The organism is Weissella sagaensis, assembly GCF_010306265.1.
GTDB lineage: Bacteria > Bacillota > Bacilli > Lactobacillales > Lactobacillaceae > Weissella > Weissella sagaensis.
In genome coordinates this window covers 279,158-305,719 of the sequence record NZ_BLKA01000002.1, presented here as the reverse complement: position 1 = coordinate 305,719, position 26,562 = coordinate 279,158, and the positions used below count along the sequence as shown (strand labels likewise).

Genomic DNA, 26,562 nt, shown 5'->3' with positions numbered 1-26,562 from the left:
GAAACGATGAGTGATCAAAATTTTAAAAGTCATGACTCACAAACTTCTGATACACCGATGAATATGGGGCAAGCGCTACGTGATTTTATGGATAAAAAACAATTAAATGGTCGATTTCAAACTTTAAAGAGGGCTGTTTACCAAGATTCGGAAATCCGTCAATTTTTTAATGAATATAAAAATAGTCTGTCAAAGGATATTGTAGAACGCGATTTTGCTGTTTTGTACGAGTTTTATTCTCAGCAACATAAAGCTAAAAAGGGGCAAAAAATAGTTCATCAAGGTTATGTCCCTGCTTTAAAAGTTGTTGAAAATCGTATTGTGATTATTTATGAACCCGACGAAGCAACGCAACTAGCACAACGTATGAGTATGCAAGCCAATTTGGTCAAATCCATTGGGATGCCTAAACTAATTAAAAGGGCCCGTTTGGATGATTTTTCCGATGAAGATTCTGATCGTTTGGCTGCACTTACGGGAACATTAAGTTTCATTGATGCCTACATTAAAAGGCCAGACGATTTCCATCGTGGCATGTATCTTCACGGAGCGTATGGCATTGGCAAAACGCATTTAATGGGTGCCATGGCTAATGAATTAGCCCAAGAGGGTATTCCAGTTACACTTATTCATTTACCAAGTTTTGTGGTAGAAGTACGTAGTGCTATTGGAACTGATGAACAACCGCAAGACAAAATTAATGCGATTAAACAAGTACCAATTCTCGTTATTGATGATATTGGGGCAGAATCATTAACAGCATGGGTTCGTGATGATATTTTAGGTGTTATTTTGGAATATCGTATGCAAAATGAATTGACAACCTTTTTTACATCGAATTTCTCAATGAAACAATTAGAAAAAGAACATTTTACAATCACTAAAGACGGGGCTGAACCCGTAAAAGCAGAACGTTTAATGCAACGCATTAGATATTTATCAAAAGAAGTGCAAATGGCTGGCGATAATCGTCGGGAGCTTGATTAATGAACACAAAAAAAATTAACCACTTTTTTTTAAAGTTACTAGTTTTACTAATATTGATGCTTACCAGCTTTGTTGTCTTACGTCATAATGCAAGTTGGTATCAAGATAGTATCGGTGAAGTGACATCAGTCAAGCAAGTATCTTCTAAGACGCTTCAAGATCAATATGGCAATAAAGTAACGCAACATCACCAAAAAGTGTCTGTTAAACTGTTAAATACCCAAAATAAAGGTAAAACAGTTTCATTTATTAATAGTTATGACGATGCCCAAGCTATTACACAACCATTAAATAAACATGATCAGATTTTTTTAGCTAAATCCGAAAAAGCTTGGGGCCTTAAAAATTTTAAACGTGATAGTTTTTGGATTCCTATTTTAATTATGGTAATGGGGCTTTTGATTATATCAATGGGTAAAGCTGGTAGTTTCATGATATTGTCACTTATAATCAATGTCATCTTATTTATTGGAACAATTTATTTGAACTTCGTAACCAAAGAGGCAAATATTTTTTGGCTATTTATTCTATTTAGTATTGTTGCATCAATGTTAACGCTAATCTTTGTTATGGGCATCAAGAGTCGGTTAACCTGGACTGTTTTGTTAACCGTCATAACATCCACAACTGCTGCAATGTTAATTGGCTTATTGGTCTTTAATGTCACTAACGGGAAAGGCTTGCACTTTGAATTAATGTCTTTTATCACGCAATTGCCACAGCCAATGTTTCTATCAATGACATTAGTAGGTGTCTTAGGAGCTGTCATGGATGAAGCCACTGATATGATAGCAACTTTGTTTAGTTTGGAACGTGAGCACCCAGAAATTGGTATTAAAGAGCTTTTAATTACTGGTCGTCATGTTGGACAAGAAATTTTTGGAGCTTTAAGTAATACGCTGTTCTTAATTTTCATTGCTGAACAAATTCCAATGGCCATTTTATATTTAAGAAATGGTAATAATTGGGGGTTCACTTATACAATGAATTTATCGTTAGGCATGGTACAAACGTTGATTAGCGCAATTGGTATTGTGTTAACTGTGCCAGCTGGTATTTTTTGGGTATGGATTTTACATAAGTGGCGACAAAAGAAAATGGGGGCAAAAATATAAGCATGAGTGTTTTATTGATGTTATCAATTATTCTATTTGTCTTAATGTTAGTTGTAGGTGGTGTAAAAGGTATTGGTGCCTTTATTAGTTTATGGATTAGTTTTGCAATCTTGGTTGTCATGATGCTTTTAATCAGCTTTCAATTCAATCCTTTTTGGGTACTCTTAATTGGGGGAAGTTGCTTATTGACTGTCACTGTTTTAAGTGCTGGTGCTGATGAACGAACCACAACGATTGCACTATTAGCAAGTTTTTTAGTAATGATTATGTTATTAGTTGTTATTTTACCAACTGAACATCTTGTAATTGCCCAAGGGTTTGCTGAAGAAAATTCAGAAGATTTAGAAGGATTATCTTTAGCAATTAATATTGATTTTGGTACATTGGGGATTGTGGCAGCTTTATTAGCAACATTAGGCGCCATTGCAGAAGCATCTGTTGCCATTACAACAGGGGTCGGCGAATTATTAAATGAACGTCCAAATATTAGTAATAAGGATTTAATTGATGTCAGTCAAGTACTAGGAAAACAGATTATTGGAACGGCTGTTAATACTGTATTGTTTGGATTTTTAGCGGATTTTTTAAGTTTGGCCGTATTGTTTGGTAAGTTGCAATACACTTTTGGTGAGATTATTAATGCTAAACTATTTACATCTTCAATGTTGTCATTATTATATGCATTATTAGGTGTTTTACTAACATTACCCGTCACAATTGGCATTTTTTTACTTTATCAAAAACGGCAAAAACACCATACTAGTGGGGAAAAGCTATGATTTATGAGAAAGTCATGTTATGATAAAAGTAAATATGTCATTATCGGGATATGATTGTATCCTGTAAGAAAGTAACCAGAGGTATAGCGTATGAGTAGTGTGCTTGTGATTGAAGATGAAGAAAACTTAGCTCGTTTTGTTGAGCTAGAGTTACAGCATGAAGGGTATGAAACCCATGTTGAAGATAATGGACGTGGTGGTTTAGATGCCGCTTTAGCAAGTGATTATGATTTAATTTTACTTGATTTAATGTTACCAGAACTAAGTGGTTTAGAAGTTGCACGTCGTTTGCGTGAAGAAAAAAACACACCAATTATTATGATGACCGCTCGTGATTCCGTTATTGATCGTGTATCAGGTTTGGACTATGGTGCTGATGATTATGTTGTAAAACCTTTTGCAATCGAAGAATTATTAGCCCGTGTTCGAGCATTGTTACGTCGTATTGATATTGAAACAGAAGAACACAGCACGCATCAAAGTGTTGTGCGATATCGTGATTTGACTGTTGAAAAAGAAAATCGTATTGCTCGTCGTGGTAACGAAATTATCAACTTAACCAAGCGTGAATATGAATTACTTTTGATTTTGATGGAAAACATCAACGTTGTACAATCTCGTGAGGAACTACTAAAAAAGGTTTGGGGATACGATTCTGAAATTGAAACAAATGTTGTGGATGTTTATATTCGTTATCTTCGTAATAAGATTGATCAACCTGATTCACGAGCATCTTATATTCAAACGGTTCGCGGTACTGGATACGTTATGCGTCAGTAATTTGGAGGAAAATTAATGGGTAGATCATCATCCATTATTGAGAAAACACCACAACAAAAGGGGCTTTCCTTAAAATGGAAATGGGCCCTTGGTTCTGTTGTTGGTGTTTTTTTAATATTTATTATATTTACATGGTTTGTCATGCAAGCATTTGCAACGCAAATGATGTCAACAGAAAGACATCAGGTAACTAGTTCATTGAATGCCGTTACAAATCGTTTGCAAAATATTAATGCCTCACAATTGTTACCAACTAAAATTGATCAAGTATTACAACCGGATAGTAAAGATTTTAATGACGTGGTCAACGATCCGGTATTGCAACAAGTCGCTCGTAAAGACTATACGATTCGTGTGTATGATCAAAAGCATAACCAAGTTTATCCAGTTGGAGACCAACCAACCCCGTTCCATGAAACGAACAAACGAATTGTTCGTGTTGAACGAATAAAAGGTACTAAAATGTTAGTTGGTCATCAGGAGCTTCGTGATGCGAATCATAAAATTATTGGTCATGTTGTTATTGAGAATCATTTGACAGCCTATCATAAGACATTTAATCGTGTTTATTCAATTATTACAATTTTGATTATCTTAGGAATATTTTTAATTGCACTTTGGGGTTATTGGCTCGCTGGTTTCTTTCTACGGCCAATGGATAGCATTAAAAAAACAGTTGATACAATTAATCGTGACCCACAAGCCCAAGTCCGCGTTAGTACAGACGGCCGTAAACCAGATGAATTAACCGACTTATCTAATTTATTAAATGATATGCTTGATAAAATGCAACGGTTTATCCTACAACAACATCAATTCGTTGAAGATGTTTCTCACGAGCTTCGGACACCAGTTGCCATCGTAAAAGGACATATGGAATTGTTGAACCGTTGGGGAAAAGATGATCCAAAAATTTTAGATGAGTCAATTAGTGCATCCTTACAAGAAATTAGTCGTATGGAAGGTTTAGTTTCTGAAATGTTAGACTTAACCAGAGCTGATCAAGTTGAATTGACTTTCCGTGAAGGTGATACTGATGCTAAAGAATTAATAAACGGTATCTATACTAATTTTAAGATGATTCATCCAGATTTTACTTTTAGAATTGATGATGATTTAAAGGGTCCAACTATTGTTAATATGAATCGTGATCATTTAGAACAAATTTTAATCATTTTATCTGACAATGCTGTTAAATATAGTCAAGAACGTCGTGAAATTCATTTTGCTGCCTCACGTTCAGGTAAATTAGTTGAATTAGCAGTGCAAGATTTTGGTGAAGGAATTAGTCCTGAAGATGCGAGTCGGGTCTTTGATAGATTTTACCGTGTTGATAAAGCACGTTCTCGTAAACAAGGAGGCAATGGCTTAGGCCTAAGTATTGCTCAAAAGTTAGTTGAAGGTTATGGTGGTAAAATTCAATTAGAATCTGCTATCGGGCAGGGTTCTATTTTTAGAATTACGTTGCCTATTAAAAATCAAGATAAAAATAAGTAGAAGAGCAGGCGAGTTATTAACCTGCTTTTCTACTGTAAAGGAATAATATGATTATAAAACACGTTATTTTGCATGTACTAGATAAAAATAGTGGTAATTTAATTGCATCTCAGGATGAATTAGATCTTAATCAACCTAGTTTGCATGAATACATTGAAAAATTAATTGAAAAGTTTAAAAATAGTGATTATAAAACAGGACAATTAACGGATAATGATGACATTACCAATAAAATTTCTGATGTTAATAATCAATCGTTTGCCACAAAAGCAACGATTTTAGCAGAAGAATTATTCGACGTCATTGCGCCAAGTGAAACGATTCCAGCTGGTGACTTATTAGTTATAGAATTTTCAGAGGGTGCTGACGATTTTTTCAGCATTTTAAAATTAAATTTTACGCCACGCTACACACATGCAGTAGAATACCAAGATGAAAAGCTTGTTAATAACCTTGTGTTAAACCAAGCTGTCTTACCCGCAGCAACTCAAAAGGTTGATGAAGGAATCATCATTAATTTAATGAGTGGCATTTATATGTTAATCGAAAAAAAATATCTAATTGACGGTCATCGAACAAATTATTTTTCTGAAAACTTTTTAAAAATTCATCCTGAAAATTCAACTAAAGATAACATTCAAGTTATCAAACAAGCTGTCAAATCAGTTGCTAATAAATTCGATATGCCTGAACATGAAGTCTTAGCTGAAACACAAAATACTATTTTTGATACTGTTCAAGATGATGGCGAAATTAAAACTTCAGCAATAGCTGAATCCGTTTTTAAAGGCAATATATCTGCACAGCAAGCGTATCAACAAATTATGGATACCAAAAAATTAGAACCTGATATTAATGTTCCCAATACCGAACGCATTGAGAAAAAATATCGTTTACAACGATTTAAATTAGATTCAGGAATTGAAATTTCAATTCCAATGGATATCTATCAAGATAAAAGTAAAGTAGAATTTATTAATAAACCGGATGGCACGATGTCGCTCATTATTAAAGATATTGAGTCGATAATTAATAAATTTAATTCATAAAATAGATGTCGTTTTAATCACAATAAAAATTCTAAATATATCATACATTTCATGATATAATTGTTATTTGAAATAAGAGAATACGAAAATGAATAGGTAGGAAAAAATACTTCATGAAAATTAAAGGTTTAACCCCGATACTATTAATTGTATTAGTTGTTTTGTTTGTTACAGGACATGCTGACTTCTTAAAAGGGCCACTAACAGACTTTATGCACTGGTCTGAGACAGCAATTGGTGGTATCAATGCCGTTGGTTGGTCAATTATTATTTTGACATTGGTTGTCCGTTTGATTTTGTTACCAATGATGATACACCAGCAACGTAACGCAACAATTCAACAAGAAAAAATGCGTTTATTACAACCACAATTAAAAAAGGTTCAAGAAGCACAAAAAAGTGCACAATCTCAAGAAGAACAAATGTTAGCATCACAAGCAATGATGACAATATATCGTGAAAATAATGTATCATTGCTTGGTGGTATGAACTTTGCGACACTAATCATTCAATGGCCGATTTTCATGGGTCTGTACGCTGCTATTAAAAACTCAAATGAAATTGCGCACGCAACATTTTTTGGTATTAATTTAGCCTCACATGCGCCAATTTTAGCCATTGCTACGGCGATCGCTTATGGTATTCAGGCATATCTATCACTAATTGGTATTCCTGCTGAACAAAAGAAGCAAATGCAAATGATGATGTATGTTATGCCAATTATGATGCTATTTATGACATGGGTAACCAATGCTGGTATTGCATTGTACTTCTTTGCAGGTGCACTGGTTATGATTCTTCAAACACTAATTATAATTGTTTGGCGTCCACGCTTGAAGGCCCAAGTTAATGCTACTTTTGAAGTCAAAGATGTCGTTGATGATGCATTAGCTGGTAAAATTCAAGCAAAGCCTTCCGGTCGTTTTGCAGAAGCAATGCAGGCCGCTCAAGAACAACAACAGCAACAAAACGGTAGCCGTAAAGATATTACGACTACAACCCAAGAACATAATAGTTCAAAGGGTGGTCGTAATGCGGGTAAACAAAACCGTAAATAGGTATAATAAAAAAGGTATTGATAATCACAATCATTTACATGATTGGTTATCAATACCTTTTTTATTAGGTGCTAAATGCTAGCTTGATGTGCACTAGTCATATTATTAGCAATTTGAACCATTTGATCAATTGATTCATGTGCTCCAGTTGCAATCCATCGAATAGCTAAAGCCAGCATACCAGAAGCAATAAAGTCTGAAACGTAATCAATAGAGCGATTAACAGTTGCTGCATTTTGGATGCCTTTAGCGTATAACCCATGTAAGATATCACGTAAAGGTGGGTAGAATTGTTCGCGTAAGCCGGCATTTAGTAGAACAGCAATTGCAATACCATTTGCTTTAATAAAGCCAAAGAAGGCACGTGAAATAGCTTCTGCATTTAAGGGAAGTTCATCGGCTTCTTTTTCAAAGTCTTGCGTTAACTGCATAACAATAGCTTGGATGACAGCTTCTTTTGTACCAAAGTGGCGATAGAAAGCCATCCGTGACACGCCTGCCTTGCGAGTGATTTCAGTAACTGCAAGTTGGTCATAAGATTGGCTTTGCAACAAGGTCAGCGTTGCATCTATTATTTGATCATCAGTTTGTTGACGAATACTTTCTGTTAACATGTTTTTCATATTTTTATTTTACGACATTATCAAGAATGTAAGTAAAAAAAGCAGATAAAATGAAGGTTCAATTTACCTGCTTTAGAAAAACTTTTAAAACGCTAATAAAACGTTAATTTTATAAATGTCGTTGGTCCTTATAATTTAATAATTCTGAAGATAAAATATAGGGCACATTTGCTAAATCATCTGCTGATTTAGCACCAACTAATGCGTATAATTTTTTTAATTGTCGTTGCCAATTTAAAATTTCGTCAACCAATCCCTCAGGACCAGCTTGGAGGACAGTATGTAGAAAATGACCCGCCACACCGACTGCTTTTGCACCCATAATTTGGGCTTTTAAAATATCCAAGGGATCTTGAACACCCCCCGTAGCGAAAATAATAGGGGCTTTCGTTAAGGATTGTGCCTCTAATAAACTTTCCGCTGTTGTTTGGCCCCAATCATATAGAAAATCAAAACTTTTATGTTGTTCACGATTACGTCTATCTTCAATAACTGCAAAATTAGTGCCAGAACGGCCCCCGATATTAACGTATTCAGCACCCATATTATATAAAGTTTGAATGGTTTCAGCACTCATACCAAAACCAACTTCTTTAATGATGACAGGCACATTAACAGTTTGGATAATATCAGCAATATTATCTAACCAAATAAATTCTGCATCACCTTCAGGCATCACAATTTCTTGTGGGACATTTAAATGAACTTCTAAAGCATTAGCTCCAATCATATCAACAACTTGCTGTGCAGCTTTAGCATGATGTCCAGCACCAATATTTGCCATAATAAAGCCATCAGGGTTAGTTTGACGAGCGACTGTAAAACTTTCAATAGCATCACTATCTTTTAGTGCCACACTCTGCGAACCAACTGCCATGGCGATACCAGTTTGACGAGCAACCTGAGCAAGTTGCTGATTGATCTTACCTGTTCGATTACTACCACCAGTCATCGCTTCGATATAAAACGGTGTTGTAAAATTAAACTTTTCATCTCTCACAGCAAGAGAAACATCAGCAATGTTTATTTCAGGTAAACTATTATGAATGAGACGAACTTGTTTTAACGATGATACTGGTTGCTGTTGTCGATACTCAGCTTCAGATAATGCCAAGTGTTCATCTTTTCGATGTGCGTGTGCTGATTCCATATTGCTTATTCTCCTAAAGTTGCGATATGCAAGGGTAGTGGGATAATACCAGAGCGTTGCCAGGCCTTTTGTAATTTTTCTTTATTTTCATTATGAGTTGTAATTGCGATAACGTTATCACCACCACCAGCCCCTGAAATTTTTGCTGGTATATGTAAGGCATTGGCTATATTAAGGGCATTCGTTAAGCTGTCTGTTAAATAATTAATTGCCACTGCATTCGTGTAATTAGTAATGTTAATAGCATTTAAAAGGATACTTTGAGATACCATTTCAAAGTCGTTATTTTCAAGACCCGAAATAAATTTATCAATGAGCGGCTTTGTTGTTAGGACAAGTTCTTCTTTTGCGGTTGCTATTTTTTCAGATGACATAACATGATTCAATATCGCTTGTGTGTCAGCGGGTGTTTTTGTCCAACCAATTGCAATTTGCCAATCATCAGGCCATGGCAAAATTTTGATATCCAAACCAGGCCAATCACGTTGCATAATCGTTGCATAATCTGTGCCATTAGTTAATAGTTGTTTCACAAAGGCATCATCAAATTTACGATAAGACAAAACATCTCCATAAGTTGCCACAGCAACATCAGCCATTGATCCTTTAGAAAATTGCGGTAGGGTGAGCATAACAATGGCACCTAATTTAAATTGTTCTTGCTTTGACAATTTTAAATTAAATACTTTATTAAATGCTTTTATAAGCGCAATCACTACTGCGGCAGATGATCCTAATCCTAATTTTTTACCTTGAAAAGTTAAATCACTTGTAATATTAAGTTTTAATCCTTTATAAACAGCAATATTTTTAAAATAATATTGATATAAAACAGCTATCGTTCTTTTTACTAATTGCCAATTATCCATGGTAAGTGATTTTTGTAAGTGTTCAAAAGGTATTTTTAAGTTGCCGAGTTGGTCACTTGTGATATCTACCACTCGTGTATCATTTGCTTCAGCTGTTACGGTAACATACTTATCAACTGCAAAGGCGACTGCACTTTGGAAAGGGAATGTTATCGCATATTCACCAATTAAAAATAATTTACCAGGCGCTTGTGCCGTCACTAACATATGGAGTCTCCTGCATTGATTTGAATTCCCGGTCCTGGGTGCGCATTAATAACTTGATTATCTGAAACAATTGCTAACAGCGCTTCTTTAATGACCTCAGTATCAGCAGGATTAGAAATTAATTTGACATTTGGTCCGGCATCCATTGTGGCATAAACAGGAATTCCTTTTTGTCGTAATTCTTGAGCCATCAAAATAACTTCCCAACTTTTATCAGTTAAATAGTTAAATGGGGGAACGGCTGTCATATTAGTTGCATGCATTTGAAGCGCATTAGCTTCTGCTATTTGGCCAATAGTCATTAAATCATGCTCATGAATTGCAGTTATCATTTGATTGACTTGTTCATTAGCTGTTTTCACCCATAAATCGTAAAAAGGGGAAGTTGTCATAGCATGTTGCATGCCGGCACGAGAACCAACTTCTTTTTGTTGATCATTAATAACAACCGTCATCAACTGAATTGGCCAATCTGCATCAGCTAGTAATGGAGAACCTACTGATGTTAAATCATTGCCTGGTGTCCACTGCGCGAAGCCACCAAAAATTGATCGGGTTGCCGAACCCGATCCTTGACGGGCTAGACGCGAAAGTTCTGTTAAAGTTAAATCTAACCCAGCTGCTTTACTAGCAGCACCAGCTAAGGCTGCAAATGCTGAAGCTGATGATGCTAAGCCAGCTGCCGTTGGCACATGATTAGTTGAAATGACTGATGCATAACTAGCAATACCTGCTTGTTGTCGCACAATGTTAAGGAAACGACTAACTTTTTGCAGGGCATGTCCAGTTATAATTTCATTATCTAAGATAAATTTATCAGCTGTTAAACTTTCATCAAACCAAACAGTTGTATCTGTATAAAATTCATCAAGCGTCAAAGATATTGATGTCGTCGTAGGTGTTATGATAGCAGTATCTGCTTTACCCCAATATTTTAATAATGCGATATTTGTATGCGCACGTGCTGTAAAATGCATCTTAAAAACTCCTAATGCTAAAAATGATTAATGACTATACGTTTGTGTCCAAACCTCATGCGCACCGGCAGCTTCTAACGCGGTTAAAACATTAGTTGTTTGCTCGGCATTTTGAGTTAGTGCAATCATTGTGCCACCAACACCACCACCAGTAAGTTTAGCGCCTAACGCACCAGCATTGCGAGCTGCTGAAATTAACTCATCCAATTTAGGATGAGAAATACCCAAAGCTTCTAAATGCTTTTGTGCTTTATTCATAAATTGCCCTAATTTAAGGACGTTATTCTCCGAAATAGCAATACGAGTATTTTTAACAATTTCCCCAATTTTATCAATATGGTGCTGTGTCGTTTTAGGTTCATTAAAAAGATGTTCACGCACAACTGCCACGGCCATTCCTGTTTGTCCTTGAATACCTGTGTCGGCAATGATAAGTGTTGCATCTAGTGATACATTTATTTTTTGGGGTTGTTCGCCTTTAACAAACCAAATTGCTTGGTCATTAGCAACCGTTGCAGTGTCTAGACCTGAAGGTGACCCATGAGTAATTGATTCTTCAATACTTGCCCAACGTTGTAATTCTGATTTTGAAAGAGGCTTATTGAAAAAATCAAACAAACCACGAACAATTGCAATAGCTGTTGCTGCGGATGAACCCATACCACGTTCTTGTGGAATGTTAGAAGTAATGGTCATCGTAAAAGGCAAATCTGCTGCATCAAAGTACCGTAATAATCTGATGATCAGCTGACGAATACCTTCATAAACTTCTGCCATTGCTTCTAATGAACCGCGATAGGATTGAGACAAGATTACCTGTCCTGCTTCGCGTGGTTCTATTTTGACAGTCATTGCCAAATCCGGTAAGGGAAGTGCAATGGCTGGTTGGCCATAAACGACCGCATGTTCGCCAAGTAAAATAACTTTGGCATGGCTTACGCCGATTCCTGGTTTTTTCACTTTGAAATTACCAATCCATTCTATTTTTATTGTAGCTTTTTTAATCATATCAAATTCATAGGCTAATTACATCATATAATTATAAGCTTAAATATATGTATCCCTTTTAATTTTACACGATTCTTAACAAAGTATATTAGAATATGCTTTATATGATTGTGACATAATCCAATAGCAGATTACATAAATATAGCTGTATAAATATGCTATAATTTACCTAAGATTATAAGAGAAAGTCGTGGTGCGTTTCGATGCTAAATAAAGACATCTATGCAGTTGTTGATCTAGAAACAACTCGTACAACGAGCGAATCAGGTCGCATCATTCAAATTGCGATTGCGTTCGTACAAAACAAAAAAATTATTAATCAATTTTCAACTTTAATAAATCCAAGGGAAATTATTCCACGAAATATTGTGCAGTTGACAGGTATCACACAAAATATGGTAGAAGGGGCGCCATTGTTTTCAGATATTGCTGAATCAATTCATACCATGTTGTCAGGAACCATTTTTGTCGCGCACAATGTCAATTTTGATTTACCATTCTTAAATGCCGAATTTAAAAGAGCAGGGTTGCGTGAATTAGACTTGGTAGCTTTAGATACTGTTACCTTAAGTCAAATTGTGTGGCCAACAGCGCCAGGCTTTCGCTTAGTAGATTTGACAACTTATTTATCCTTAACTCATGGGCGGCCTCATCAAGCAGATAGTGACGCTTTAGCAACAGCTGCTTTATTAATTAAAATCATCACTCGGCTAGAATCATTACCGATAGTGACCTTACAATCTTTAGTAGATTTACCTTTGGTATTACCAAAGGATTCTAAAGAATTGTTTGAAAAAGCACTGTTAAAAGCAAAGTCATTACGTCAACCGTTATCAAAACACTTACAAGTAATAGATGGGCTAGCAATTCATCGTTTCAGTGATCCTGAGCCATTAAGTAACACAAAAAATATGTCTTATCCGGCTAAACGTGCAGCTAAACAACAACTGTATGGCGAAACTTTAACGTACCGTGAGCAACAAGCTAAATTGATGAATGCCATAAAGAAACACTATACAAAGCCAACGTTTTCAACAGTGCCAGGAGAATCTGCTTTTGTTGCAGAAGCACCAACTGGTATGGGCAAAACACTCGGCTTTTTGTTACCTTTTGCTTATTTAGCTAATGATTCAGACAAACAAGTTATTATTACGGAACCAACTATTACCTTGCAAACACAGGTTACTGAAACGATTAATACGACATTACATGATATTTTACCTTTTGAAGTTCGGGCAGTTAGTCTAAAAGGACGGCGTCAATATTTGAATTTGCAAAGTTTTAAACGCTCATTGCAAATTGATGAAGGGACTACATCATTACAGTTTATTAAAGCACAAATTTTAGTGTGGTTAACCGAAACAGTTCGTGGTGATTTTGATGAGTTGCATTTAATGAATGCACAACAAAAATTTATCGCAAAGCTATCACAAAATGCTAATAATCCGACAGGCTCACCATTCTATGGTTACGAATTTTTTGAAAGACAACATGTTTTAGCAAAACAAGCGCAATTTTTAGTCGTTAACCATAATTATTTAGCAGAATATGCAAGTGAATTAGGTGATCAAAAAAATAAGCCTTATTTAGTAATTGATGAAGCGCAAAACTTACCTTCAGCTGTTTTAGATCAAAGTCGCCATCAGCTACCAATTCAAACATGGCTAGCTCGAGTGCAAACAGCAATCAATTTAATTCTACAAGACACTAAACCAGCTATTGGTGATATTTTGCACCGTATTATTGGTGGTGAACGATTAAAAAATCATTTATTGCAATCTTTAGAAATCATCTCAAATGAAATTCCGCAATTACAAGTTGCTTTATACCGACGTTTTTTATTAAATAAAAAAATGCCAGCAACACAGGGCCAATACGAAATTGCTTTGGCCAATAATGATTTTGCTCAGTTTTGGGTTGATCAAGCAAATCATGTCACTAGTATCCATAAAGAAGTATTGCATTTAGAAGATTCATTACAAATTTTATTAGGACAATTTAGTGATTCTAAAATTGCATTTTCACTAGGAGAAAGACAACAATTAGCTGATTTTAGGCGTTTATTAGATAGTATTAGTCAATATGAAAAACAATTGACAATTTTCCAACAAGACTTGGTTGATTTTCCGAAGGCCAGTATTTTTTGGTTAACTGATGCGCCAAATCATGATAGTAGTAATTTAAAGTTAAGTGGTGGATTATTACATACATTAAATTATTTTGAAGAAAAAGTTTATCCTCATTTCATGCCACCAACAATTATCGGTGCAACTTTATTTACATCAACGAAATCAGGTTATTTATATGATCGATTAAATATAGATAAAGAAACAGCAACGGTACGTCATTATCCTGATATTTTTGATTTTGAAAAGCAGGCTAGACTTTTGATGGTTAAAAATGCACCAGCACCAACAGATAAGCATTTTGTAAACTATTTAGCAAATCAATTAGTCAACGTCACAACAGCTGTAAATAAAAATACACTAGTTTTGTTTAATTCTTTGGAAATGATTCAACAAGTGTACAATCAAATGCAAGCTAACCCAAAACTACAGCAAAGTAAGTTAACAATTTTGGCGCAAGGCGTAACTGGGACGCGTGGTAAAATTAGGAAACGTATGCAGTCCGAAAAAAATATTGTGGTGTTAGGCGCTGCCAGTTTCTGGGAAGGCATTGACTTACCAGGTGACCAATTACGATTACTTGTTATTGCACGATTACCATTTGACCGTCCAGATACAGTGCTACAAAAAGCAGAGGAAGCGGTTTTAACTGCTCAAGGTAAGCAACCATTTTACCAAAGTACCTTACCTAAAGCAGTTCTTAGATTAAGGCAAGGTATTGGTCGTTTAATAAGAACACCAGAAGATTATGGTGCCATTATTATTTATGATGTTCGTATTTTAACGAAGGCATATGGTAAAACATTACGCAAAATGTTACCAACAAATCTACCGCAAAAAGAACTAACTGATGATAAAATCGTCCCAACTTTACAGAATTTTTTTGCAGAAGAACATAAACATCTTTAATAAGGAACAAAAATTTGGTAAAGTAATAAGTGGTTTGTTTTTATAGTGGGTAAAGAGTATTTATTATAAAGGAGCTTAGTGACATGGAGATGCGTATGCGATCAACAATTCACGGATATCGTGGTAAGCGGCTTCGACACTGGTTACTTGGTATCTTAATATTTTTAGTCATCATTTTGATTGGTATATCAATTTTAGAAAAAGCGCAAAGCCCTATTGATACTGCCAAAGAGCGCATAACAAAAGTTGCTAAGCAATCGAATAAGTTATCCTCTGTATCAAAATTTTATCGTATTTCACGGCAAAACACATATTATAGTGCAATCGGTGAAAATAAAAAGCACGAACAAGTTGGTGTTATTGCTCGTGGAAAATCAAATAAACTAACAACTATAAATATGGCCGATGGTTTGTCAGAAAAAGACGTTCGAAAATTAGTAGATAAACAATTTAATCCACAAAAAGTAACTAGTATTGGTTTAGCAATATACGAAAAAGTGCCAGTTTGGCAAGTTACTTTTATTGACAAAGATGACAATTTAAACTTTATCACATACCAATTTTCAAATGGTAAACAAGTACAGACTATTCGTCATTTATAAAATATTTATTAACCATAAAGGAGCTCAAAATAATGGAAACAATTCGCATTGAAGACGCGAAAAATTATGTTGGCCAAGAAGTCCGTTTAGGTGCATGGCTAAGAAATAAACGTGGATCAGGTAAGATGCAATTCTTGCAATTACGTGATGGTACGGCTTTCTTCCAAGGTGTTGTTGTTAAAGCTAATGTTGGTGAAGATATTTTTTCTAAAGCAAAGGCTCTTACACAAGAAACAAGCATGTATTTAATTGGGACAATTGTTGCTGATGAGCGCTCACCATTTGGTTACGAGATGCAAATCAAAGATTTAACAGTTGTTGGTGAATCAGAGGGATACCCAATTACACCAAAAGAACATGGAACAGAGTTCTTAATGGATCATCGTCATTTATATTTACGTCACATTCAGCCATTTGCTGTACTACGTATCCGTAATACTTTGATTGCTGCGACATACGAATTCTTTAATAAAGAAGGGTTTATTAAAATTGATTCACCATTAATGACAGGTTCAGCACCTGAAGGAACAACCGAATTGTTCCACACTGAATATTTTGACGAAGATGCATACCTTTCACAAACAGGTCAATTATATGCCGAAGCTGGTGCCATGGCTTTCGGACGGGTTTTCACTTTTGGGCCAACTTTCCGTGCCGAAAAGTCAAAGACACGTCGTCACCTAACAGAATTTTGGATGATTGAACCTGAAATGGCTTGGATGACTCAAGAAGATTCATTAAAAGTTCAAGAACGTTACATTGCTTACTTAATTCAAGCTGTCTTGGACCGTAATGAATATGAATTGGATCTATTAGGTCGTGATAAAGATCTATTAAAGTCATATACACAATTACCATATCCACGTGTCTCATATGATGATGCTATTAAGTTATTGCAAGATAATGACTTTGATGTGCAATGGGGGGTTGATTTTGGTTCACCTGAGGAAACTTTCTTAGCAAACCATTTTGCAAAGCCGGTATTTATTACTAATTTCCCTAAGGCCATTAAAGCCTTTTATATGAAACGCCATCCTGATCGTGATGACGTTGTTATTTCTGCTGACTTGTTAGCACCTGAGGGTTATGGTGAAATCATTGGTGGCTCTGAGCGTGATACTGATTATGATTATCTAGAGAAGCGCATTAAAGAGCAAGGTCTTGATCTTAATGAATACTCATGGTACCTAGATTTACGTAAGTATGGTTCTGTACCTCATTCTGGATTTGGACTTGGACTAGAACGTGCTGTAACTTGGATCACTGGCGAAGAGCATATTCGTGAAGCAATACCGTTTCCACGCACAATGAACAGACTATGGCCATAAGCTGAATACAAATACTATTAAACCGCTACAAACTCTGTTATGGCAATGTTTGTAGCGGTTTTTATTTGTTCTGTAATGTACGATAATATTCGACAAAATACGCTAAAATTCCCACAATTTTCCCACAAAAAAGTAACCAAGTTTTTACTATATTTTATCTAAAAATTTAGTTGGTTGATAACTTTATTATGCCTAACAACCAAATTAGTGATTTTTATTTTAGGTATAATAACAAGGGAACATGTAGAAGACTTTAGTAATTATTTTATACAATGGGACTTAAAATAAAAAATTATCAAAAGTCCATCATAAATTCAATATCTATAGTTGTTTAACTAAAAATAACGTGTGTTACTAGTATGAGCTATAACTCATCATTCGAATCACCATTTCTTAACATAATGATATATGGTATGCTAGATGGTATTATTTTAATAAGGGTTGTTAATCAACAAACTATTCATTTACCAATATTAGTCGGTATTAATTGTTACTACTATTGGTAATTTATTTAAAAATACGTAATGAAAATTAACAAATCAAGGTTTTCCATTTGGATAATCTTATTATTTTATGAACAAATTTAAGTATTATATTGAAAAGGTGTCAAAAAATGGAAATTGATCAAAACAATTTGATGTCGTTTTTAAAGTCAGGTCAAACAACGTTGAATAATTTTTTATTACAACATTATCGTGAAATCGGCCTGAACAATGATGAATTATTAGTATATATTCAAACCAAAATGGGCGCTGATCATGGTGATTTAGAACCTAGCACAGAACAAATTGGTCAAGTATTAGGTTGGTCAGCTAAAAAGGTATTTTCTCATTTAGAAGAAATGCGCAAGAAAGGCTTAGTTAAATTTAATAGTCGTCATGCTAATGATGGTAGGGTTACTACTGAACTAGATTTTATGCCCCTTTACGTTGCCTTATTTAAGATTAAAGTGAATCAAGAAAGTACAAACGATCGTATTGATAAACAGGGATTACCCGCAACTGAAGAGGGTCAAATTAAGCGGGCAGACATTTATAATTTAATTGAGCAAGAATTTGGACGTCCATTAAGCCAAATTGAAATGGAGACAATTAAAAACTGGTTTGATATTGACCATTTTAAGCCACTATTTATTAAAGCTGCTGTCCAAGAAGCTGTTTTGAATGGTGCCTTAAACCTAAGATATATTGAAACTATTTTGGTATCATGGCAGAAAAAAAATTATCATTCATTAAATGATATTACGAATGAAAAAAATAAACATCAGCAGTACAAACAATTACAGTCAGACGAAGCAATTGATATCCCGCTTGACATCGATATATTTAATGTTGATTGGAATAAATTCAAATAAAAAACGAGACAACCAAATTTTTAGTTGTCTCGTTTTTATTAACTATTGTGATACTGACTCACTTGGCTGCTCGTTTTCACCTGAACTTGATGAAGGCGTGCTGTCACTTGAGGTTGTTTCTGAATTCTCATCACTGCTAGTTGATGAGGAGGTTGGTTCACTAGATTCTGATGAACTCTCCGGTTGTTCTGAGGTTGATGATGAGGCTGGTTCTTCAGCCTCAGATGAACTACTTGATGGTTCTTGAACGACTGATGAAGATGAACTACTGCTTCTTCTAGGCGTTGTAGGTGTTCGTCTTACAGGTTGACTAATTACCTTCTCTGCTGAAGTATTAGCACCAACGACTGAATACTCTTTAATACCATTAATCGTTGTACTCTTAACACTATTTGGCATTTCCCAATCAGTGCCATCGGCATTAGCATTTGACATAATATAATCCATCAGCGCCTTGTATACACGTAATGGGATAAATTGTTGTTCACCTGCAGCTAGAGAATGACCGGGTTCATTAGGTTGATCGTAACCAGTCCAAACAGAGATTGCTGCTTGCTTTGTATACCCAGTAAACCAAGCATCCGATGCAGACCCATCCGGCATATTTAATTTATCATCATAGGCTGTCACACCAGTTTTACCAGCTTGTGCATAATCAGAAGTATTAATTATCTTAGCATATGAATCAGTAATAACTGACTTCATCATGTTAGTTAGCATAAATGCTGTTGAGCCTTTCATTGCCTGTTTACCAGAATCTTTAAATTCCTTAACGGCGCCACTTTGATCTGTAATTTTAGAAATATACTGTGGCTCATAATAAGTCCCACCATTATCAAAGGCTGAAAAAGCTGCTGCTTCCTGTTCACTAGATACATTGATACCAATTGCACTAGAAGCAACTAGTTCGTCACTTTTAATGGGAATTCCCAAGCCATTTAAGAATTTAGCCGAATTATCATAGCCGACTTCTTGTAATGTTTTAATTGCCGGAATATTTCGTGATAGAGCAAGTGCTTTACGCATCGTAATATTACCTTGATATTGACGATCAGCATTATAAACCGGTATGTTTGAACCTGGATACACGTATGGTGCATCATTTAATGAATGATTAGTTGACCAATCTAAGTTTTCAACTGCTGGACCATAATCAACTAATGGTTTAGCAGTTGAACCAGAAGAACGACCAGTATTTGTTGCACGATTAGTTCCTTGCAAAGAACTTTGCTTACGACCACCAATTTGTGCAATAACTTGTCCGTTATTAGGGTCAGTAACCGTCAAACCAACTTGCATCATATCATCAGTCCATTGTACATAATCATTAGTATTCGTTACATCATATGCACGTTGTTGTACCTTAGAATCCAAATTAGTTTGTACAACTAAACCATCTTTATTCAAATCATAACCAAGATCTGTTAATTTATTACGAACCGAAGTGATATAAGCATCATCCACTTTATTATCTTCAGTATCTAATGAAGCGTGTTCTTTAGCTAAACCATCTGTGATAGGTGTATTGCGATATTCTTTCGCTTCAGTTTGAGAAATCACACCATTATTTGCCATAGCCGTTAATACTTCATTGCGGCGATTAGTTGCACCCTTTGGATTAGAATAGGGATCATATCCAGAAGGGGACTGTGGCAAACCAGCTAAGAAAGCTATTTGTGGTACGGTTAAGTCAGAAAGATCTTTATTAAAGTAATAATCAGCAGCAGTCTTCATACCATAAACACCGTTACCCATATAAACTTTATTCATATATAAGGTTAAAATTTGATTCTTTGAATATTGCTTTTCAAGTTTTAGAGCTAGCCACGCTTCTTGCGCTTTACGCTTCAATGTTTGATCACTAGACTTCGTTGAAAAAGCCGTCAACTTAATCAATTGTTGGGTTAGGGTAGACCCACCTTGTAATCCCAAAGATGAACCAGTGACGTTCGCAAAAGCGGCACCAAGAATTCGACGAGGATCTACACCATGGTGCTTATAGAAACGTCGGTCTTCAATTGAAACGATTGCCATACGCATCTGTTTAGGAATCTCACTTTGACGCGCACTTTCACGTTTTGAACCAGTCGAATAAAAAACATTACCATCACGATCTAAAAACTTAGTTTGTGATGTACCCACTAACGCCGCATTCGTAACTTTTGGGGCAGATGATGCATAATAAGCAAATAATCCAGCACCACTCAAACCACCAACAACAGCTAAAATGATTAAACCTAAAATGGTGTACTTTGCAATACGTTTAAATTTAGAATTAGTCTTCTCATTATTTGTTTTCTTAGGTTGAGACGGCCGTTTATTATTATTCGTGTTCTGCTGTCCTCGCGAAACACGTGACATTTTCTCTGTCATATTAAATTATCTCCTTCTTTTTTACATTCTATGAGTAATTTATCAACTGCTTGTAAATAGGGAGTAGTTGGATTATATTGTTGTTCAACTAATGCACCAAATTTAGCAATCTCTTCATAGGGAATAGATTTCCGACCGGTTTCTCTATTATCCCAATATTCAAAAATTAATTTTGCCCATACAACGTAAGTTTCTTGCAAAACGGTAAATCTAATAATCATAAAAGCTAATCCATTTTGTTTAACAATTGCCTTTAGATGTTTAACTTGGTGCTCATGAATATTATTTAAAGGAAACGATCGTTTGTGGGTTGTCTCCTTAGCATCAAAGTCAATATAATAGCCTTTATAGATACCATTATAATCTGTTGTTGAAGCTTGCCGAAAATAAGCTTCGGTAATTTTCGCTGCTGCACGAGCAGGGTAGCTAACATTTACTATTTGGACTGGTGTTGGTTTTTTATGAATAACCGCCTGACCCATTGCCAAATAATATTTATTCGCTTCATTAATATCATGTTCTAATGACATTCCCCGATTGCTCTGTGAAGCACCATAGCTTACAATTGGTTTTTGAAATGCTTTTTGATTAAAAGAATGTCCATTCGGATAATTGAAAGCCATTATGAACTCCTATAATTAAACTTTATCTTTGTTATTATACCAAATGTAGCAGGATAGTAACAGGTTCAATGAATTTAATAGCCATCGTCAGATAAAAGGAGGCAAGAGATGAATCGTATATGGATAACTGGATTTCGTGACTACGAATTAGGAATATTTAATAACAAAGATTCAAAATTAACTGTCATCAATTATGCATTAAATAAGATTTTGACTAACGCTATCAATGACGGTTGTGAGTGGCTAATTACAGGTGGCCAGCTTGGCATTGAGCAATGGGCGGTTGAACAAGCTCTACAATTAAAAGAAACAACCTTTCCTGAATTTAAAATTGCGATGATGACACCCTTTATTGATTTTGGGAAAAATTGGAAAGAAACTAAGCAATTAAAGTTGAATGCTTTAAAAGAGGGCGTTGATTTTAATAGTTCTGTATTTAATACCCCTTATAAAAACCCGCAACAACTCAAAGACTATCAAAATTTTATGCTAGCACATACTGAACATTCTGTTATTTTTTATGATACGGAAGTGCCTAATTCACGGGCGAAATTTGAATATAATGCAATGCAAAATCATGCAAACAATCATGAATATCCTGTTCGTTTAATTGATTTTGAGCGTTTACAAGAATATGCTGATGAATATCAATTAGAAAATTATGACTATTAATCATCACAAAAATCATTTATTTATACAAGTAATTTTGTCATCTAGTTGAAAAGCTGTTAAACTAGTATTAGAAGAAAACTAAGGAGTGCAAGTGATGGAAAACGTGCAACATACTCGGGAAGAAATTCTAAACAAGGATTTTAAAAAGACACGCATTGGTACTGGTTATGATATTACAGATGTTGATGCTTATTTAGATGAAATTATTTCTGATTACCAAGCTTTTCAGAATAATATTGGTGAATTGACGAATCAAAATCAAAAGTTAAAGGATCAAGTTGCCGAATTAACAAAGCAAGTTTCAGCAACACCAACTTCTGAACCGAAAGCATCGCCTGCACCTGCTGTGAATACTAATATGGATATTTTGAAGCGACTATCTAACTTAGAACGTCGTGTATTTGGTAAAGCTTCATCTGAGCAATTTAAAAAGCCACAAGAAAAAGCTGATGATCAACCAGATGAACAAGCACATGATATTGAAGATGTAATTATTTCAGAAAGCACTACACAATCTACAGATTAAGTGTATAATGGATATTTGTGATGTATTGGTGGGTAATTGCGTGCAGCTTATGTTGCATGAGGAAAGTCCATGCTCGCACTAACTGTGATGTTAGTAGTGTTCGTGCTAGCTGAAAAAATAAGGCTAGGCAATTCTTGTAATTGACGGCCAGTGAAATTATCTACGGGCACTGCCTATGATTTTAGTAGCTGTTAAGGTGCCACAGTGACGAACCATCAAAGAAATGCGATGGGTGGAACGCGGTAAACCCCACGAGCGGGCAACCCAAACTTTGGTAGGGGCGTTTGATCTAGCGAAACGAAGCGATGGTCGAGGAAACAGAAATGTTTGAGATAGATGATTACCACCAAATAGATTTTGCCAATTTTTATTTGGAACAAAACATGGCTTACAGCCAATACATTAGGTAGCCGGCGTCCTTGTGGCGTCGGTTTTATTTTGCCCAAAATTTCAAACTACTTTATAATAAAACGTATAAACTTAGAAAGAGAACTAAACATGAAAAATTTTAAATTAATGGCAACAATGGGTGCCGGTATGGAAGCTTTAGTCGCTCGTGAATTAAAAGAAATGGGATATGCTACCCAAACAGAAAATGGTCGTGTATTTTTTGACGGCACTGTTGAAGATATTTATCGTGCTAACTTATGGTTGCGTGTAGCTGACCGTATTAAAATAGTTGTACAAGAGTTTGATGCCAAAACCTTTGACCAATTATTTGAACAAACTAAAGCTTTCCCTTGGGAAGATTTACTACCTTATGATGCTGTTTTCCCAGTTAACGGGCGCTCAAAGAATTCTATTTTACACTCTGTTCCAACGGTACAGGCAATTACTAAAAAAGCAATCGTGAAACGCTTATCTGAAGCATATCATACACATAGTTATCTACCTGAGACTGGTCAACGCTACGTTTTAGAAACTGCTATTGATAAGAACCACGTTATGATTACTTTAGATACAACTGGTGATTCTTTATTTAAACGTGGTTATCGTACTGAAAAAGGGGGCGCACCATTAAAGGAAACAATGGCTGCAGCCCTAGTTAAATTAGCACACTGGTTTACTGATAATCCTTTCGTTGATCCAACAACTGGTTCAGGAACTATTGCAATTGAAGCTGCACTAATTGGTCGAAATATTGCACCTGGATTAAATCGTGAATTCGACATTACTGATTGGGATTGGTTTGACAAAAATATTGGCCAAACGTTAAAGGCACAAGCTCGCAGTATGATCAATTTTGAGGAATCATTAGATATTACTGGTTATGATATTGATGAAAACATGATTGAAATTGCTAAAAATAATGCCCAGGCTGCTGGTGTTGGTGACGATATTACCTTTAAGCAATTAGCCGCTGCTGACTGGTCCACTGACAAAATTAATGGTGTCTTGATTGCTAATCCTCCATATGGAGAACGTCTAGGTGATGAGACCGCTGCCCGTCAGTTATATAGTCAAATGGGTTATATTTATAATAATATGCCAACTTGGTCAAAGTATATTTTGACCTCAGATGAAGAATTTGAAACTGCATTTGGTAAAAAAGCCACTAAGAAACGTAAATTATATAACGGTGCACTAAAAGTTGACTTATATCAATACTGGGGTAAAAAAATTCGTCATTAATTATTACACGTAGATTAAGAGGAGATATGATATGAATCCGTTACTTTCGGGTATGAATGATAAACAAGCTGAAGCAGTTATTACAACAGAAGGCCCACTTCTAATAATGGCTGGTGCGGGTTCAGGAAAAACACGTGTGTTAACCCATCGCGTTGCGCACTTGATTAAGGACCTAAATGTTATGCCATGGCGAATTTTGGCAATTACATTTACTAATAAAGCTGCCCGTGAAATGAAAGAACGTATCAGCCAATTAATTGACGAAAATGAAGCTGATGCTGTTTGGGTATCTACATTTCATGCTTTAGCTGTTAGAATTCTTCGTCGTGATATTGATAAATTGGGTTACAAAAAAGATTTTTCAATCATTGATGCCAGCGCCCAACGCACATTAGTAAAAAGAATTTTAAAAGATCAAAATGTTGATATTGAAAAATTTACACCACGTTCAGTATTAGGTGCTATTTCCAATGCGAAAAATGCTATGGAAAGGCCCGAAAATTATTTAAAACGTGCATCAGGTCCTTTTGAGGAAATTGTTGGTAAAACATATAAAGAATATCAACATCGCTTAGCACTTGCACAATCTCTTGATTTTGATGATTTGATTATGTTAACAATTGAATTGCTACATAAAGATCAAGAAGTTTTATCTTATTACCAAGAAAAATTCCTTTATGTTCACGTTGACGAATATCAAGACACTAACGATGCGCAATATGAATTAGTGACCTTACTTTCAGCAAAACATCGTAATTTAGCAGTTGTTGGTGATTCAGATCAATCAATTTATGGTTGGCGTGGTGCTAATATGCAGATTATTTTGAACTTTAGTAAAGAATATCCTGATGCAAAAACCGTTATGCTTGAGCAAAATTATCGTTCAACACAAACTATTTTAGATGCTGCTAATAGCGTTATTCGAAATAATGATGAGCGTATCGTTAAAAAATTATGGACTGATAATGGTGACGGTGATAAAATCACTTATTATCGTGGCCAATCTGATCGTGCTGAAGCACTTTTTGTAATTAAAGAGATTAAAAAAGCATGTCATGATAATAAATTTGATTATCGTGATTTTGCTATTCTATACCGAACCAATGCACAATCACGTGGTGTTGAAGAGGCTTTAGTTAAAGCTAATATGCCCTATACAGTAGTTGGTGGTTCAAAATTTTATGATCGTAAAGAAATCCGCGATGTACTTGCTTATTTAGCGTTGGTTACAAATTCTGCAGATAATGAAAACTTTTTACGTATTGTTAATGAGCCTAAACGTGGCATCGGCCAAACTTCATTAGAAAAGTTACGTCGTTTTGCATTAGAAAAGGATTGGACATTATTGGATAGTGCTGCTAACGCATTGCTGATTCCAGGACTACCGGCACGTGCTGCAAATAAATTAGTTGCGTTTGCCAATATGATTGAAACCTTTAGAAAGCAAATGCAATTTGATTTAAGCATTACAGATTTGACCAAGGCTATTCTAGATAAATCTGGTTATGAAGAACAGTTAAAAAAGGTTGCAACGCCAGAAAATGAAGGCCGTCTAGAAAATCTAGCGGAATTTTTATCAGTTACTGCAGAATTTGATAAAAACTATCAACCAACTGAAGAAAGCATTTCTAAATATGTTGATTTCTTAGGTGAGTTAGCCTTAGTATCTGATTTAGACAGTGTTGATGAAAACACTAATAATCAAGTTACATTAATGACATTACATGCTGCTAAGGGGCTAGAATTCCCAGTTGTCTTTTTGATTGGTATGGAAGAAAATATTTTCCCATTATCAAGAGCAGCAGCTGACGATGATCAATTAGAAGAGGAACGACGTTTAGCTTATGTTGGTATTACGCGTGCTAAAGAAAGGCTCTATCTAACAAACGCTTATTCTCGTTTACTATATGGACGCACAACTAATAATCCAGCATCAAGATTTATTGATGAAATTGACGGCAAGCTTATTAATGAAGTATCCAGTGGTACTGGGTTACAAATAAATGAGCATGATTTCCCATTTAATCACCGTGTCACACCTGCACAAGGGGTAACATTTAGTGGACGTAGTCGTCAAACAGCAGCCCATACAGTCAGTCAAGCAAAACCAAGTACTATTAGTACTGGTGCTGAAAAAAAAGATTGGGTTATTGGTGACGCTGTAGCGCATAAAAAATGGGGCATTGGCCATGTTGTCAAAATAAGTGGTGATGGTGAAGATAAAGAATTAGATATTGCGTTTCCTAATCAAGGAATTAAACGTTTATTAGCGGCATTTGCACCCATTAATAAAGTTGAAAAATAGATAGGAGATTGGG

The 26,562-nt window shown here is 35.4% G+C and carries 22 protein-coding genes and 1 other RNA gene; 16 read left to right on the top strand and 7 right to left on the bottom strand.

The annotated features are described in order from the left end of the window. The first annotated feature begins 6 nt into the window (after nucleotides 1-6). The 7 genes from dnaI to yidC all read left to right on the top strand — a co-directional run bounded on the left by dnaI (nucleotide 7) and on the right by yidC (nucleotide 7,265). Nucleotides 7-987: a primosomal protein DnaI gene (gene dnaI / locus G7Y65_RS04015; protein WP_081839331.1), complete on the top strand. Its 981-nt coding sequence runs from the start codon at nucleotides 7-9 to the stop codon at nucleotides 985-987. Beyond that, nucleotides 987-2,102 (top strand): YibE/F family protein, encoded by a 1,116-nt coding sequence (locus G7Y65_RS04010; protein WP_042494112.1) that lies wholly within the window; start codon nucleotides 987-989, stop codon nucleotides 2,100-2,102. The genes dnaI and G7Y65_RS04010 overlap by 1 nt, the downstream gene beginning before the upstream one ends. A 2-nt stretch (nucleotides 2,103-2,104) precedes the next feature. Continuing rightward, on the top strand, nucleotides 2,105-2,881 hold the full coding sequence (locus G7Y65_RS04005; protein WP_165314651.1) for a YibE/F family protein: 777 nt from the start codon (nucleotides 2,105-2,107) through the stop codon (nucleotides 2,879-2,881). Between the two features lie 90 nt (nucleotides 2,882-2,971). Further along, entirely contained in the window at nucleotides 2,972-3,661 is a 690-nt protein-coding gene (locus G7Y65_RS04000) for a response regulator transcription factor (protein WP_042494106.1), read from the top strand. 15 nt (nucleotides 3,662-3,676) lie between these two features. Further along, nucleotides 3,677-5,158, top strand: a complete 1,482-nt coding sequence (locus G7Y65_RS03995) for a HAMP domain-containing sensor histidine kinase (RefSeq protein WP_042494103.1) — start codon at nucleotides 3,677-3,679, stop codon at nucleotides 5,156-5,158. 47 nt (nucleotides 5,159-5,205) lie between these two features. Continuing rightward, nucleotides 5,206-6,207, top strand: coding sequence for a nucleoid-associated protein (locus G7Y65_RS03990; RefSeq protein WP_042494100.1), 1,002 nt, complete (start codon nucleotides 5,206-5,208; stop codon nucleotides 6,205-6,207). A 113-nt stretch (nucleotides 6,208-6,320) separates the two neighbouring features. Continuing rightward, nucleotides 6,321-7,265 (top strand): membrane protein insertase YidC, encoded by a 945-nt coding sequence (gene yidC / locus G7Y65_RS03985; protein WP_042494099.1) that lies wholly within the window; start codon nucleotides 6,321-6,323, stop codon nucleotides 7,263-7,265. Nucleotides 7,266-7,336: 71 nt separating this feature from the next. On the opposite strand, the gene G7Y65_RS03980 is transcribed toward yidC, so the two are convergent. The 5 genes from G7Y65_RS03980 to mvk form a co-directional block, all read right to left on the bottom strand. Next, complete coding sequence (locus G7Y65_RS03980; RefSeq protein ID WP_141926978.1) at nucleotides 7,337-7,879, bottom strand: TetR/AcrR family transcriptional regulator; 543 nt, start codon at nucleotides 7,877-7,879, stop codon at nucleotides 7,337-7,339. Nucleotides 7,880-7,997: 118 nt separating this feature from the next. Next, nucleotides 7,998-9,038, bottom strand: a complete 1,041-nt coding sequence (gene fni / locus G7Y65_RS03975; RefSeq protein ID WP_042494092.1) for a type 2 isopentenyl-diphosphate Delta-isomerase — start codon at nucleotides 9,036-9,038, stop codon at nucleotides 7,998-8,000. A gap of 5 nt (nucleotides 9,039-9,043) precedes the next feature. Beyond that, nucleotides 9,044-10,114 carry a phosphomevalonate kinase gene (locus G7Y65_RS03970; RefSeq protein WP_042494089.1) on the bottom strand — a complete coding sequence of 357 codons (1,071 nt, stop codon included), beginning with the start codon at nucleotides 10,112-10,114 and terminating at the stop codon, nucleotides 9,044-9,046. Then, complete coding sequence (mvaD, locus tag G7Y65_RS03965; protein WP_042494086.1) at nucleotides 10,108-11,091, bottom strand: diphosphomevalonate decarboxylase; 984 nt, start codon at nucleotides 11,089-11,091, stop codon at nucleotides 10,108-10,110. The genes G7Y65_RS03970 and mvaD overlap by 7 nt, the downstream gene beginning before the upstream one ends. A gap of 27 nt (nucleotides 11,092-11,118) precedes the next feature. Beyond that, nucleotides 11,119-12,099 carry a mevalonate kinase gene (gene mvk, locus G7Y65_RS03960; RefSeq protein ID WP_042494084.1) on the bottom strand — a complete coding sequence of 327 codons (981 nt, stop codon included), beginning with the start codon at nucleotides 12,097-12,099 and terminating at the stop codon, nucleotides 11,119-11,121. A gap of 203 nt (nucleotides 12,100-12,302) precedes the next feature. On the opposite strand from mvk, the gene G7Y65_RS03955 reads away from it, so the two are divergent. The 4 genes from G7Y65_RS03955 (at nucleotide 12,303) to G7Y65_RS03940 (ending at nucleotide 18,418) form a co-directional block, all read left to right on the top strand. Continuing rightward, entirely contained in the window at nucleotides 12,303-15,134 is a 2,832-nt protein-coding gene (locus tag G7Y65_RS03955; protein WP_042494083.1) for a helicase C-terminal domain-containing protein, read from the top strand. Between the two features lie 83 nt (nucleotides 15,135-15,217). Next, complete coding sequence (locus G7Y65_RS03950) at nucleotides 15,218-15,736, top strand: cell wall elongation regulator TseB-like domain-containing protein (protein ID WP_042494081.1); 519 nt, start codon at nucleotides 15,218-15,220, stop codon at nucleotides 15,734-15,736. 32 nt (nucleotides 15,737-15,768) lie between these two features. Then, a complete protein-coding gene (gene asnS, locus G7Y65_RS03945) occupies nucleotides 15,769-17,064 on the top strand; it encodes an asparagine--tRNA ligase (protein ID WP_042494078.1) in 1,296 nt (431 codons plus the stop codon). A 613-nt stretch (nucleotides 17,065-17,677) separates the two neighbouring features. Continuing rightward, nucleotides 17,678-18,418, top strand: coding sequence for a DnaD domain-containing protein (locus G7Y65_RS03940; protein ID WP_042494076.1), 741 nt, complete (start codon nucleotides 17,678-17,680; stop codon nucleotides 18,416-18,418). A gap of 42 nt (nucleotides 18,419-18,460) precedes the next feature. Here G7Y65_RS03940 and G7Y65_RS03935 read toward each other — a convergent pair whose 3' ends face one another. Together G7Y65_RS03935 and recU are read right to left on the bottom strand one after the other, a co-directional pair. Further along, complete coding sequence (locus G7Y65_RS03935; RefSeq protein ID WP_042494071.1) at nucleotides 18,461-20,791, bottom strand: PBP1A family penicillin-binding protein; 2,331 nt, start codon at nucleotides 20,789-20,791, stop codon at nucleotides 18,461-18,463. Beyond that, nucleotides 20,788-21,414, bottom strand: a complete 627-nt coding sequence (recU, locus tag G7Y65_RS03930; RefSeq protein WP_042494069.1) for a Holliday junction resolvase RecU — start codon at nucleotides 21,412-21,414, stop codon at nucleotides 20,788-20,790. The genes G7Y65_RS03935 and recU overlap by 4 nt, the downstream gene beginning before the upstream one ends. A gap of 108 nt (nucleotides 21,415-21,522) precedes the next feature. Here recU and G7Y65_RS03925 point away from each other — a divergent pair, with 108 nt between their 5' ends. The 5 genes from G7Y65_RS03925 to pcrA all read left to right on the top strand — a co-directional run bounded on the left by G7Y65_RS03925 (nucleotide 21,523) and on the right by pcrA (nucleotide 26,549). After that, complete coding sequence (locus G7Y65_RS03925) at nucleotides 21,523-22,086, top strand: SLOG family protein (protein ID WP_042494067.1); 564 nt, start codon at nucleotides 21,523-21,525, stop codon at nucleotides 22,084-22,086. A 94-nt stretch (nucleotides 22,087-22,180) separates the two neighbouring features. Then, a complete protein-coding gene (gpsB, locus tag G7Y65_RS03920; protein WP_042494065.1) occupies nucleotides 22,181-22,612 on the top strand; it encodes a cell division regulator GpsB in 432 nt (143 codons plus the stop codon). Nucleotides 22,613-22,636: 24 nt separating this feature from the next. Further along, an RNA gene (gene rnpB, locus G7Y65_RS03915) (RNase P RNA component class B) lies at nucleotides 22,637-23,008 on the top strand. Between the two features lie 102 nt (nucleotides 23,009-23,110). Next, the gene (locus G7Y65_RS03910) at nucleotides 23,111-24,244 is read left to right on the top strand and encodes a THUMP domain-containing class I SAM-dependent RNA methyltransferase (RefSeq protein ID WP_042494061.1); all 1,134 of its coding nucleotides are present in this window, start codon (nucleotides 23,111-23,113) and stop codon (nucleotides 24,242-24,244) included. A gap of 31 nt (nucleotides 24,245-24,275) precedes the next feature. Then, nucleotides 24,276-26,549, top strand: a complete 2,274-nt coding sequence (pcrA, locus tag G7Y65_RS03905; RefSeq protein ID WP_042494059.1) for a DNA helicase PcrA — start codon at nucleotides 24,276-24,278, stop codon at nucleotides 26,547-26,549. The last annotated feature ends 13 nt before the right edge of the window (nucleotides 26,550-26,562 follow it).